Source organism: Roseateles subflavus, assembly GCF_030285365.1.
In the GTDB taxonomy this organism is placed as follows: Bacteria; Pseudomonadota; Gammaproteobacteria; order Burkholderiales; family Burkholderiaceae_C; genus Roseateles_B; species Roseateles_B subflavus.
This window is the reverse complement of the sequence record NZ_JASVDS010000001.1, coordinates 1,270,655-1,282,063: the sequence shown is the minus strand read 5'-3', so window position 1 is coordinate 1,282,063 and position 11,409 is coordinate 1,270,655. Positions and strand designations below refer to the sequence as shown.

The following is an 11,409-nucleotide window of genomic DNA, read 5'->3' as shown; positions in this document are numbered from 1 at the left end:
GGCATGGCTGGATCAGACTTGCGTCCATTGTCCAAAATTCCCCACTGCTGCCTCCCGTAGGAGTCTGGGCCGTGTCTCAGTCCCAGTGTGGCTGGTCGTCCTCTCAGACCAGCTACAGATCGTCGGCTTGGTGAGCCTTTACCTCACCAACTACCTAATCTGACATCGGCCGCTCCAATCGCGCGAGGCCTTACGGTCCCCCGCTTTCACCCTCAGGTCGTATGCGGTATTAGCTGCTCTTTCGAGCAGTTATCCCCCACGACTGGGCACGTTCCGATGCATTACTCACCCGTTCGCCACTCGTCAGCACCTTGCGGCCTGTTACCGTTCGACTTGCATGTGTAAGGCATGCCGCCAGCGTTCAATCTGAGCCAGGATCAAACTCTACAGTTCGATCTTGATTACTCAACGGAATCGAACAAAGACTATTTGCATAGCTTCATTCTCTATCCGTGAGCGTTTAAAGTCCAAAGGACTTGGCAATCATCTCTGACTACCAGCACTTCGCTTCAAACGCCCACGCTTATCGGCTGTGAATTCTTAAAGAACATCCGCTTCACTCATTCGGCCTGGCTGCTTTCGCTGCCTGCCGCTTCGTTTCGCGTCGCTGACTTGTCATCAGCAGAGAAGCGAGATTATGACTGAATTTCTTTCGTATCGTCAAGCATTTTTGAAAATTTATTTTCGAAACTTTCAAACCGCTTGGCGAAACATTCAGATCTCGCCGCGCATCAAGACCGAAATCTCTTTGCGCCCCGCCACCTCTGTTTTGCGCTTCGTTTCGAAGCACTGCATCAGCAGCGAAGCCTTAGACTGTAGCACAGCTTTTTCGGCCAACGCAAGACTTTCGGAAGAAATTCTTGAAGAGGGCCCTCGCGGGCCCCTCACCTTCTCTCAGTGAAGGCGCTGGCTGGTGGCTGCAAAGGCCAGGCTGGCGGTCTTCTCCGGGTCCTCGCTGGCCAGGATCGCCGGCAATGCCAGCTTCAGCTTCTGCGAGTCCGCACGAAGAATGCGCTGCTTGACCGAGGGTATCTGCGACGGGTGCATGGAGAAGCTCCGGAGCCCCATGCACAGCAGCAGGTCCGTGAATGCCGCGTCCCCCGCCATCTCTCCGCACACGCTGACCGACTTGCCCGCCGCTCGCGCCTGGGCGATGGAACTGGCGATCAGCTGCAGCACCGCCGGATGCCAGGGGTCATACAGATGAGCAACCGCCTCGTCGGCCCGGTCAATGGCCAGCGTGTACTGGATCAGGTCATTGGTCCCGATGGACACGAAGTCCACATGAGGCAGCAGCAGGGGCAGCATGACGGCGGCGGCGGGAATCTCGATCATGACGCCCAGGTCCACGTGCGTGTACGGCTGCCCGGCATCGTCCAGCTGCTGCTTGACGCGGCGGAGCGTCTCCAGGATCTGCCGGATCTCGCTCAGGTGGGCGACCATCGGGATCAGCAGACGGATCTTGCCGAAGGCGCTGGCCCGGTAGATGGCACGCAGCTGCTGCCGGAACATGCTTGGCTCCGCCAGGCTCCAGCGGATGGCCCGCAGGCCCATGGCCGGATTGAGCACATGCTCGTGACGCAGTTCGTTGGCGGACATGCGGTCCAGGGGCTTGTCGGCGCCGACGTCCACCGTGCGGATCGTGACCGGCATGCCCTTCATGGCCTCGACCGCTGCCTTGTAGGCCTGGAACTGCTCCTCTTCCGTGGGCAGCTCGCCGCCCCGGTTCATGAACAGGAACTCGCTGCGGAACAGGCCAACGCCCGTGGCGCCCGCCTCGACCGCCGAGACGGCGTCCGCCGGCAGCTCGATGTTCGCGTGCAGCTCGATGCGCTCGCCATCCAGCGTGACGGCCGGCGTGTGGCGCAGCCGCGCCAGGCGCGCGCGCTCCAGCTCGCTCTGGCGCTGCCGGAAGCGGTACTCCTCCAGCACGATGGGCGACGGGTTGACGATGACCACGCCGCTGTCGCCGTCGATGATCACCCAGTCGTCCTGACGGATCAGGCGCGAGGCCTCGCGAGTGCCGACCACGGCGGGGATATCCATGCTGCGCGCCACGATGGCCGTGTGGGAGGTCTTGCCGCCGATGTCGGTGATGAAGCCGTGGAAGACGCTGCGCTTGAACTGCATCATGTCGGCCGGGGCGATATCGGCAGCCACCAGCAGCAGCGGGTCCTCGCCGGCGAAGTCGCGCTGCACCACCTGGGCGGCCCCCACCTGGCCCTTGCCCAGCTCGGCCGCCATCGCCCCCAGGAGGCGCTCGACCACCTGCTCGAGGTCCGCCTTGCGCTCCCGCAGGTAGTCGTCTTCCATTTCATCGAACTGGCGCGCCAGCACTTCCAGCTGGGCCGACAGCGCCCACTCGGCGTTGTAGTGGCGCTCCACGATCCACTGGCGGGTGGCGCCAAGCAGCGCCTCGTCGTGCAGCAGCATCAGGTGGACGTCCAGCAGCGCCGCCAGCTCGTGCGGCGCGTCCTCGGGCATGTCCTCCTTGAGGGACTCCAGCTCCCGGGCGACTTCGTCCCGCGCGCGCAGGGCCCGCTTGATCTCGCCGGGCACATGGGCCTCGTCAATGAAATAGTGGGCGACGTCCACGCGACTGGATGCCACCAGCACGGCGCGGCCGATGGCCACACCCCGAGACACAGGAATGCCGAAGACCTGAAAACTCATGCGCCGACTGTAGCAGCGAGCTCCCTGGACCCAACGGGCAAAGTGCCGCTTCCCGGCTGTCACAGCTCTTGTCACGAGGCCGTCAAGCCGTCGTCACGGGCACGTCACGGCCAGCGCCGAGCATGGCGACCGTCACAGCACGACGAGGCCACCCATGAGGGACATTCCCCTGCCCACCCTGCCGTTCTCGGAAATCCGGCCGCCCAAGGCGGAACGGGGGTCACTTCCAGCGGCTGCGCAGCCATCTGCAGGCGCGGGTGAGGGCAAGCCTCGCCTGGACGTGGCCTGGGCTTGCACGCCGGAAGACATCCGCGCCGCCCAGCGCCTGAGGCATGAGGTGTTCGTGGAGGAGATGGGCGCCCGCCTGAATCTCCCGCCCGACGCCCCGGCCGGCCATGACATCGACGCCTTCGACCCCTTCTGCGAGCACCTACTGGTGCGCTCGATCTCGGCGGATGGCCACAGCGCCCAGGTCATCGGCACCTACCGCGTGCTGACGCCCGAAGCCGCCGTGCGCGCCGGCGGCCTGTACAGCGAGACCGAGTTCGACCTCGCGCCGCTGCAGTCACTGCGGTCGCGGATGGTGGAGCTGGGTCGCTCCTGCGTGCATGCCGAGCACCGCTCGGGCGGCGCCATCATGGCGCTGTGGGGTGCACTGGCGGAATTCATGGTGCGCAACCAGCTGGACACCATGATCGGCTGCGCCAGCGTCAGCATGCGTGACGGCGGCCACTACGCCGCGAGCCTGTGGCACCAGCTCAAGGACAGCCACATGGCGCCCGAGCAATGGCAGGTGGCGCCGAAGCTGGCACTGCCGGTGGACGAACTGCGACAGGACCTCGCCGTGGAGCCGCCGCCGCTGATCAAGGGCTATCTGCGCTGCGGGGCGCGCATCCTGGGCCGACCGGCCTGGGACCCCGACTTCAACACGGCCGACCTGCCGATGCTGATGCGCATCGACGACCTGCCGGCCCGCTATCGCCGCCACTTCCTGGGCGCGGCCTCCTGAGCGGCATGCCCGGGCGTCGGGACACCCCGGCGCTCCGGCGCGTCACTCGCCTTCGCCGAACTTGTCGTTGACCAGCGTCGTGATGGCGTCCTGGGCGGCCTGTTCGTCCGCGCCGTCCGTCTCGAGCTCCACCTGCGAGCCAATGCCAGCGGCCAGCATCATGACGCCCATGATGCTCTTGGCATTCACACGGCGGCTGCCGCGGCTCAGGAAGACCTCACATTGAAAGGAGCCGGCCAGCTTGGTCAGCTTGGCCGAGGCGCGGGCGTGCAGGCCCAGCTTGTTGCTGATGGTGAGGGTCGTCTTGATCATCGGTCCGCGGGGTTGGAGGGCAAATCACTGAGCACCACGCCCTGCGTCGCGCCCTGGCTGGCGCGCTGCACGAGCGCTGCGAGCGGCTCATGGGCGTAGCAGAGGCTGCGCCACAGCATCGGAACGTTGACGCCGCTGAGCACCCGCACATGCCCGGCGGCATCCTGCAGGCGCTGGGCGGCATTGCTGGGCGTGGCCCCGAAGACGTCGGTCAGCACCAGGACATCCTCGTGCCCGGCCTGCAGCATCAGCGCACGGCTGCGCTGCTCGACGTCATCCGCCGACATCTCCGCCGTCACGTCCAGGACGGACAGCTGCGTCGCGCAATGGGGAAAGGTGTGCTCCGCCACGGCCTTGAGCGCCGAGGCAAGGGGAGCATGGGCAATGAGCAGCAAGCCGGTCATGGCTGCATTATCAGCGGGCGCCGTGACGGCGGCATCGCCCGTGGCGCTGCGGCGGGGACGCCGTCCAGGCATTCGGTCGCACTTTCATCGATGCCCTCATTCGGGCAGGCGGACCGAGCCCAGGAAGTTCTGCCAGGCGGCCTCGTCGTCGCGGGGGCCGGTCATCACCAGCTGATAGACCCTCAGCCCGCGCGAGAACAACGCCTGCCGCGCCTGCTGCCCCTGGCCGAGGAGACGCTGCTGCCCGGACTCCGGCCGCGGTGTCATGCCAGGCACCTGCACGGCCTGGAGGACCGCCTCCGGTGCCTGCAGGCGCTGGCGCAGCCCCTCGCCCATGGCGCGCAGAGCGGGGCCGGGCATGTCCGGGCGAGGCATCTCGGCCCAGCTCAGGGAGAAGCTCAGCCCGCCCGCGCGGCAGGCCGCCAGCCCCATCGCGGGCTCCGCGGCACTGGCCGGGCGCAGCGCCTGCTCCGGCTTGCAGGGGAAGGTCAGCTCCGCAGCGCTGCCCTGGGGGCGGACCTCGCGCCAGTCCAGCGTCGGCGAGCAGGCGCCCAGCAGTGTCAGTCCCGCCAGCAGGCCGGCGCGCGAGGAAGTCTTGAGCGGCGTCATCCCCGGATTATCGAGCGCCCGGCCCCGACGTCCCGGTCATGCAAACCAGACACAATCCCCCCATGCAAGACCCGACCCCCACCCTGGCGGCCCTGCCGCCCGGCGCCCTGAGCGGCGTCACCGTGCTGGACCTCTCTCGCGTGCTGGCCGGCCCCTGGTGCACCCAGACGCTGGCCGACCTGGGGGCCAACGTCATCAAGGTCGAGCGCCCGGACAGCGGAGACGACACCCGCGCCTGGGGCCCGCCCTATCTCAAGACCCCCGGCGGCGAGGACAGCAGCGAGGCGGCCTACTTCCTCGGCGCCAATCGCAACAAGCGGTCCATCACGGTGGACATCGCCCACCCCGAGGGCCAGGCCCTGATTCGCCGCCTGGTGCTGCAGGCCGACGTGCTGGTGGAGAACTTCAAGGTGGGCGACCTCGCCCGCTACGGCCTCGACGCCCAGGCCCTGCTGGCGCTCAAGCCGGGCCTGGTGGTGTGCTCCATCACCGGCTTCGGCCAGACCGGCCCCTACCGCGACCGTGCCGGCTACGACTACGCCATCCAGGGCATGGGCGGACTGATGAGCGTGACCGGCGAGCGCGACGACCTCCCCGGCGGCGGGCCGCAGAAGGTGGGCGTCGCGGTGGCGGACCTCTTCACCGGGCTCTACTCGACGGTGGCCATCCTCGCCGCGCTGCGCCACCGGGACCTCACCGGCCAGGGCCAGGTGATCGACATGGCCCTGCTGGACACCCAGGTCGCCATGCTGGCCAATCTCGGCTCGAACTACCTCTGCACCGGCAAGGCCCCCGGCCGCATGGGCAATGCGCATGCCAACATCGTGCCCTACCAGGTCTTCGAGAGCAGCGACGGCCACCTCATCCTCGCCGTGGGCAACGACAAGCAGTTCGCCAAGTTCTGCGAGATTGCCGGCCATCCCGAGTGGGCCACGGACCCGCGCTTCCTGCGCAACGCCGACCGCGTCCACCACCGCGCCGAGCTCGTGCCCCTGATTGCCGAGGTGCTGCGCCGGCAGCCGCGCCAGCACTGGCTCGGCCAGCTGGAAGCAGCCAAGGTGCCTTGCGGCGCCATCAACAACCTGGACGAGGTCTTTGCCGACCCGCAGGTCCAGGCCCGCGGCATGACCGTGCCGATGGCTCACCCCTTGAGCGACCGGCTCCAGGTGGTGGCCAATCCCATCAAGCTGTCGGCCACGCCGGTGCAGTACCGTCGCCCGCCGCCGCTGCTGGGTCAGCACACCGAGGAGCTGCTGAGCGAGGCGGGCCTGTCGCCTGCCGAGGTCCAGGCCCTGCGTGACCAAGGAGTGATCGGATGAGCACACCGCGAGACTTCGTCCTCGTCCACGGCGCCTGGCATGGCGCCTGGTGCTGGAAGCGCATCCTGCCGGCCCTGTGGGCGGCCGGGCACCGGGCGTTCGCCGTGAGCCTCAGCGGCGTCGGCGAACGCGCCCACCTCGGACCGGCCGGCATCACGCTGGACACCCACATCCAGGACGTCGCGGCCGTGATCGAGGCCGAGGAACTGCAGCAGTGCATCCTCGTCGGGCACAGCTACGCCGGCATGGTGATCACCGGGGTCGCGGACCGCCTGCACGAGCGCATCGGGCAGCTGGTCTATCTGGACGCTGTCGTGCCCTGGCCCGGCGATGCCTGGTCCAGCCGACACAGCGACGAGACCCGCACGCAGCGCCGCGCGCTCATTGCCGCCCAGGGGGTGCTGCCGGCGGCGCCGCCCAGCCTCTTCGGCCTGGCGGACGACGACGCGGCCTGGGTCGAACGGCGCCAGACGCCCCACCCCGGCGGCGTCTACGACCAGCCCCTGCCCTACGACGCCGACCGCTGGGCCCGGTTGCCGCGTCGCTTCATCGACTGCACCGCCCCGGCCCTGGCCACCATCGCCGCCAGCCGCGAGCGCGTGCGCCGCGAGCCGGGGTGGATCGTGGACGAGATCGCCACCGGGCATGACGCGATGATCAGCGCGCCGCTCGCCCTGCTGGACTGCCTGCTCGCCGCCGCCGGCGATCGTCCCGGAACGTGACGATGCCCCCAGGCTGAGGGAAGACGCCAAGGCCGGGGAGATCCCTGGGGCACCCGGCGCTGCGCCTTTCACAATCCTGACTCAGGGCCCGATGCCACTGCCCCCGACTCACGGGATGGACGCTGAGGGCTGGACTGCCAACCATGGCGGACCACAACGGAGGGTGTCGCCCTCCGCAGGAACCCAGCGCATCACCTCCATGCCGATCAGCCCGCAGTCCCCCTCTCACGCCACGGCGGCCCATGCCGGCGCCTCGGCCTGGGCGGACATCGTGCAGCAGCTTGGCGCCGAGATCGCCGGCCCCCTGAGCCAGGCGCTGGAGCGCATCCAGACCCTCATCGCCACCGGCCAGATCGACCGCCAGAGCCTGCGCGCCCTGCGCGAAGGCGTGAGCCAGGCGCGCGAGGCCGGCATGATGGGCCAGCAGCTGGCCCGGCTGGCGTCAGGCAAGCTGCGTCTCTCGAAGGAGCGCCTGCAGCTCACGCAGATGCTCCGCGGCGTGCTCGCCCACCGCAGCCGCGAGGCCATGTCCCGGGGCATCCAGATCCGCCAGACCCTCAAGCCGGCCGACGTGCTGGGCGATGGCGCCCTGCTCTTCTCGCTGCTCAACGCCCTGATCGACTGGGCGCTGGCGTGCACGCATTCCTCGGTGGACTTCCGCCTCGACCTCAGCCCCTGGCCGGCACGCGCCCGCCTGAGCTGCCGTTTCGCCCACCGCTCGCTGGAGCTGGTGAACGAGGGCCCCGAGGAGGAACTGCCGGCGGCCCTCGACTCGCTGGCCTGGCGCCTGCTCGAGCAGACGGCCCTCACCATGGGCCTGCAGCCCCTGCGCGAGCATGAGGCCGGCATCACCGAGCTGACCCTGGAGTTCCCGCACACGCTGCTGGACGAGCCCGGCGCGCCCGTGTCCGAGCCCGCCGAGGGCTGGGGCATGCCGGATGCGCGGGACTTCGCCAACTCCTCGAACTCCAAGCCCCTGGCCGGCAGCCATCTGCTGATCGTCTCGCCACGGCGCGAGCTGCGCGGGCAGATCCAGGACGCCGTCCGGCACATGGGCCTCATCATCGACGTGGTCAACACCATGGCCGAGGCCCAGCACTTCTGCATGGAAGGGCTGCCGCACGCCGTCATCTTCGAGAGTTCGCAGCGCGGCAGCGACCTCGAGGCGCTCAAGATGGGCATCGTGCGGGACGTCAAGGACTTCTGCTTCATCGAGGTCCAGGACAGCGCCCAGCACACGCAGCTCTCCAGCGCCACGGCGGACGGCATGGCCCGCATCGCCCGCAGCAATCTCACCGAGGCCCTGCCGGCGATGCTGCTGTTCGAGCTGTCGAAGACGCTGTAGTTCGCAGAGGGCCCGCTCTTGCCCCTGCGCAGACCGGGGCACCACGCGCTGGCCTACACTGGGCGCCTGCCTTTACGGATGCTGACTGCCATGCGCCGCCTTGTCCTCTCCGCCGTTCTTGCCGCTGCCGCCCTCGGGGCCGGCGTGCTGGGCTATCAGAGCCTGCTGTCGACGCCCAAGGCGCCGGCCGTCAGCTACGTGCTGCTGAACGGGCAGAAGCTGGACTCCTCCAGCTGGCAGGGCAAGGTCATGCTGGTGAACTTCTGGGCGACGAGCTGCACGACCTGCGTGCACGAGATGCCGCAGATCGTCGCCACGCACGAGAAGTTCAAGCAGCGCGGCTTCGACACCCTGGCCGTGGCCATGAGCTATGACCCGCCGGCCTACGTCGCCTCCTTCGCCGAGACGCGCCAGCTGCCCTTCGGCGTGGCCATCGACAACACCGGCGAGGTTGCCCGGCGCTTCGGGGACGTGCGCCTGACGCCCACCACCGTGCTCATCAACAAGCGCGGCGAAATCGTGAAGCGCTTCGTCGGCGAACCGGACTTCAACGCCCTGCACGCACTGATCGAGCAGCTGCTGGCCCAGGGCTGAGCGCTGCCGCCATTCACATGAAGATCTACCAGGTCGGGGGCGCCGTGCGGGATCGCCTGCTCGGGCGCCCCGTGAGCGACCGCGACTGGGTCGTGGTGGGCGCGACCCCGCAGGACATGCTGGACCGAGGCTTCCAGCCGGTGGGCAAGGACTTCCCCGTCTTCCTGCACCCTGGGAGCCACGAGGAATACGCCCTCGCCCGCACCGAACGCAAGACGGCGCCGGGCTATCACGGCTTCAGCGTCCATGCGGCGCCCGACGTGACGCTGGAGCAGGACCTGAGCCGTCGCGACCTCACCATCAATGCCATGGCCGAGGACGCCGACGGGCAGGTCATCGACCCCCATGGCGGCCAGCGGGACCTCGCGGCGCGCTGCCTTCGCCATGTGTCGCCAGCCTTTGCCGAGGACCCGGTGCGCATCCTGCGGTTGGCCCGCTTCGCGGCGCGCTTCACCGACTTCACCGTGGCCCCCGAGACGCTGGCCCTGATGCGGGCCATGGTCGAGGCGGGTGAGGTCGATGCCCTCGTGGCCGAGCGCGTCTGGCAGGAGCTTTCTCGCGGGCTGATGGAGGCGCGCCCCTCGCGCATGATCGAGGTGCTGCGCGACTGCGGCGCCCTCGCGCGGCTCGCCCCCGAGCTGGACCGCCTCTTCGGCGTGCCGCAGCCCGAACAGCACCATCCCGAGATCGACACCGGCGCCCACCTGCTCCTCGTGCTGGACCAGGCCGCCGCCGCCGCTGCGCCGCTGACCGTGCGCTATGCCTGCCTCTGCCATGACCTCGGCAAGGGCACGACGCCGCGAGAGGAGTGGCCGCGCCACATCGGGCACGAAGGCCGCAGCGCGCGCCTCAGCGCATCCCTCAGCGAGCGCTGGCGCGTGCCGAACGAGGCGCGCGAGCTGGCGGCGCTCGTCGCCCGTGAGCATACGCATGTGCACCAGAGCATGGGCTTCGGTCCGGAGGCCCGGCTGCGTCTGATGGACCGCTGCGACGCCTGGCGCCGGCCGGACCGCTTCGAGCAGCTGCTGCTGGCCTGCGAGTGCGATGCGCGAGGCCGGACGGGCTTCGAGGCCCGCGACTATCCGCAGCGCGAGCGGCTCGCCGCCGACCTGCACCGCCTGCAGGCGCTGGATCAGCGCGCCATCAGTGCGGACGCCATCGCGCGTGGCGTCAAGGGGCCGGGCATCGGCCACGCCATCCACCAGGCACGGCTGGAAGCCTTGACGGCCGCGGGCTGAGCGCGCGCCCCGCGCCGGGGCCGAGCGCTCAAAGCGTGTGGCTGCGATCCCCGCGCGTGAAGCCCAGGGCGTCGAACTCCGGCACGCCGGCCACGAAGCCGATCACCTTGAACAGCTCGCCCATCTCGTGCTCGGCCAGCAGCTTGTGTGCCATCGTGCGCGCCGGCAGCGAGGCTTGCGCCATCCGCTCGATCAGCCCGCAGTTGATCAGGAAGTGGGCCTGGCTGGTGTAGCCCAGCACCTGCAGCCCCGCCTCCTGGCCGGCCAGGGCCACGCCGGTGAAGTTGACGTGGGCGGTGATGTCCTTGTCTCCCACGCGCTGCAGCGGATCGGGGTCCGCCTGGTGCAGGTAGTGGCACATGAGCGTGCCGCCGCTGCGCTGCGGGTGGTAGTACTCGGCTTCGGGGAAGCCGTAGTCGATGAAGAAGGCCGCGCCGCGCTCCAGCTGCGCGGCGATCGTGCGGATGAAGGCCTCGGCCTGGGCGTGGAGCTCCGTGACGAAGCCTTCCGTGAACCCGTCGGGCGGCGTGCAGGGAGGGGCCAGCCGCGTGGGCCGGTCGGCCCAGCCCAGGCCGTCGCCCTCGCGCACCACGCCGCGCTCGAACCACTGCCCACCGTCACGGCGGATCAGCTGCACCGGCATGGCGTCCAGCACCTCGTTGCCCACCACCACGCCGCAGAAGCGCTCCGGCAGCGCCTCCACCCAGACGACCTTGTCCGCCCAGGGCTGCAGACGTTCGGCCTGGCGCGCTCGCAGGTTGCCGGAAAGATCGACGATGACGTAGCGCCGCACGGCTTCACCCAGCGCCCCCAGCAGCTGCTCGGCCAGCGCGCCGGTGCCGGCCCCAAACTCCCACACCTCGTCCGTCGAGGTCTCGGACAGGGCCTGCGCCACCTGGGCGGCGAGCGCCTGCCCGAAGAGAGGCGAGAGCTCCGGTGCGGTCACGAAGTCGGAGCCGCTGTCCGGCAGCAGGCCGAACTTCTGGCGTGTGCCACTGTAGTAGCCCAGGCCCGGCTCGTAGAGCGCGGTGGCCATGAACTGATCGAACGGCCACCAGCCGTCGGCGGCCAGGCGTTCACGGATCAGGTGCAGCAGCGGTGTGCCGGTGTCGGCAGCCGGCGGCAGGGAGCGGTCATGCGGAGACATTCGCGCATTGTAGGGACGCCCTCTCGCGGGCTCGGCG

Annotated in this window: 12 protein-coding genes and 1 rRNA gene; 7 read left to right on the top strand and 6 right to left on the bottom strand. The window is 69.1% G+C overall.

What is annotated here, in order from left to right; translation table 11 throughout:
* A 16S ribosomal RNA gene (locus QRD43_RS05790) occupies positions 1–393 on the bottom strand; the annotation flags it as partial.
* A gap of 244 nt (positions 394–637) precedes the next feature.
* Between QRD43_RS05790 and QRD43_RS05785 the strand changes: the two genes are divergently transcribed.
* Positions 638–901: a hypothetical protein gene (locus QRD43_RS05785; RefSeq protein ID WP_285981518.1), complete on the top strand. Its 264-nt coding sequence runs from the start codon at positions 638–640 to the stop codon at positions 899–901.
* On the opposite strand, the gene ptsP is transcribed toward QRD43_RS05785, so the two are convergent.
* Entirely contained in the window at positions 895–2,673 is a 1,779-nt protein-coding gene (ptsP, locus tag QRD43_RS05780; protein WP_285981517.1) for a phosphoenolpyruvate--protein phosphotransferase, read from the bottom strand. The two genes, QRD43_RS05785 and ptsP, sit on opposite strands and share 7 nt — an antisense overlap.
* A 154-nt stretch (positions 2,674–2,827) precedes the next feature.
* On the opposite strand from ptsP, the gene QRD43_RS05775 reads away from it, so the two are divergent.
* Complete coding sequence (locus QRD43_RS05775; protein WP_285981516.1) at positions 2,828–3,682, top strand: GNAT family N-acetyltransferase; 855 nt, start codon at positions 2,828–2,830, stop codon at positions 3,680–3,682.
* A 42-nt stretch (positions 3,683–3,724) separates the two neighbouring features.
* Here QRD43_RS05775 and QRD43_RS05770 read toward each other — a convergent pair whose 3' ends face one another.
* The 3 genes from QRD43_RS05770 to QRD43_RS05760 all read right to left on the bottom strand — a co-directional run bounded on the left by QRD43_RS05770 (position 3,725) and on the right by QRD43_RS05760 (position 5,007).
* Positions 3,725–3,994, bottom strand: coding sequence for an HPr family phosphocarrier protein (locus tag QRD43_RS05770; protein WP_285981515.1), 270 nt, complete (start codon positions 3,992–3,994; stop codon positions 3,725–3,727).
* Complete coding sequence (locus QRD43_RS05765) at positions 3,991–4,398, bottom strand: PTS sugar transporter subunit IIA (RefSeq protein WP_285981514.1); 408 nt, start codon at positions 4,396–4,398, stop codon at positions 3,991–3,993. The genes QRD43_RS05770 and QRD43_RS05765 overlap by 4 nt, the downstream gene beginning before the upstream one ends.
* 96 nt (positions 4,399–4,494) lie before the next feature.
* Positions 4,495–5,007: a hypothetical protein gene (locus QRD43_RS05760; protein WP_285981513.1), complete on the bottom strand. Its 513-nt coding sequence runs from the start codon at positions 5,005–5,007 to the stop codon at positions 4,495–4,497.
* Positions 5,008–5,069: 62 nt separating this feature from the next.
* Between QRD43_RS05760 and QRD43_RS05755 the strand changes: the two genes are divergently transcribed.
* The 5 genes from QRD43_RS05755 to QRD43_RS05735 all read left to right on the top strand — a co-directional run bounded on the left by QRD43_RS05755 (position 5,070) and on the right by QRD43_RS05735 (position 10,225).
* Positions 5,070–6,326, top strand: coding sequence for a CaiB/BaiF CoA transferase family protein (locus QRD43_RS05755; protein ID WP_285981512.1), 1,257 nt, complete (start codon positions 5,070–5,072; stop codon positions 6,324–6,326).
* The gene (locus QRD43_RS05750) at positions 6,323–7,048 is read left to right on the top strand and encodes an alpha/beta fold hydrolase (RefSeq protein ID WP_285981511.1); all 726 of its coding nucleotides are present in this window, start codon (positions 6,323–6,325) and stop codon (positions 7,046–7,048) included. The genes QRD43_RS05755 and QRD43_RS05750 overlap by 4 nt, the downstream gene beginning before the upstream one ends.
* 199 nt (positions 7,049–7,247) lie before the next feature.
* Entirely contained in the window at positions 7,248–8,393 is a 1,146-nt protein-coding gene (locus QRD43_RS05745) for a sensor histidine kinase family protein (RefSeq protein ID WP_285981510.1), read from the top strand.
* Between the two features lie 90 nt (positions 8,394–8,483).
* Positions 8,484–8,987 carry a TlpA family protein disulfide reductase gene (locus tag QRD43_RS05740; protein ID WP_285981509.1) on the top strand — a complete coding sequence of 168 codons (504 nt, stop codon included), beginning with the start codon at positions 8,484–8,486 and terminating at the stop codon, positions 8,985–8,987.
* Between the two features lie 17 nt (positions 8,988–9,004).
* Positions 9,005–10,225 (top strand): multifunctional CCA addition/repair protein, encoded by a 1,221-nt coding sequence (locus tag QRD43_RS05735; RefSeq protein ID WP_285981508.1) that lies wholly within the window; start codon positions 9,005–9,007, stop codon positions 10,223–10,225.
* A 28-nt stretch (positions 10,226–10,253) separates the two neighbouring features.
* Here QRD43_RS05735 and QRD43_RS05730 read toward each other — a convergent pair whose 3' ends face one another.
* Positions 10,254–11,372: a class I SAM-dependent methyltransferase gene (locus QRD43_RS05730; RefSeq protein ID WP_285981507.1), complete on the bottom strand. Its 1,119-nt coding sequence runs from the start codon at positions 11,370–11,372 to the stop codon at positions 10,254–10,256.
* Positions 11,373–11,409 lie beyond the last annotated feature (37 nt).

Bases quoted from the DNA above. Each gene is read 5' to 3' on its own strand.
- QRD43_RS05785 (WP_285981518.1), top strand. From the start codon at position 638: ATGACTGAATTTCTTTCGTATCGTCAAGCATTTTTGAAAATTTATTTT.
- ptsP (WP_285981517.1), bottom strand. From the start codon at position 2,673: ATGAGTTTTCAGGTCTTCGGCATTCCTGTGTCTCGGGGTGTGGCCATC.
- QRD43_RS05775 (WP_285981516.1), top strand. From the start codon at position 2,828: ATGAGGGACATTCCCCTGCCCACCCTGCCGTTCTCGGAAATCCGGCCG.
- QRD43_RS05770 (WP_285981515.1), bottom strand. From the start codon at position 3,994: ATGATCAAGACGACCCTCACCATCAGCAACAAGCTGGGCCTGCACGCC.
- QRD43_RS05765 (WP_285981514.1), bottom strand. From the start codon at position 4,398: ATGACCGGCTTGCTGCTCATTGCCCATGCTCCCCTTGCCTCGGCGCTC.
- QRD43_RS05760 (WP_285981513.1), bottom strand. From the start codon at position 5,007: ATGACGCCGCTCAAGACTTCCTCGCGCGCCGGCCTGCTGGCGGGACTG.
- QRD43_RS05755 (WP_285981512.1), top strand. From the start codon at position 5,070: ATGCAAGACCCGACCCCCACCCTGGCGGCCCTGCCGCCCGGCGCCCTG.
- QRD43_RS05750 (WP_285981511.1), top strand. From the start codon at position 6,323: ATGAGCACACCGCGAGACTTCGTCCTCGTCCACGGCGCCTGGCATGGC.
- QRD43_RS05745 (WP_285981510.1), top strand. From the start codon at position 7,248: ATGCCGATCAGCCCGCAGTCCCCCTCTCACGCCACGGCGGCCCATGCC.
- QRD43_RS05740 (WP_285981509.1), top strand. From the start codon at position 8,484: ATGCGCCGCCTTGTCCTCTCCGCCGTTCTTGCCGCTGCCGCCCTCGGG.
- QRD43_RS05735 (WP_285981508.1), top strand. From the start codon at position 9,005: ATGAAGATCTACCAGGTCGGGGGCGCCGTGCGGGATCGCCTGCTCGGG.
- QRD43_RS05730 (WP_285981507.1), bottom strand. From the start codon at position 11,372: ATGTCTCCGCATGACCGCTCCCTGCCGCCGGCTGCCGACACCGGCACA.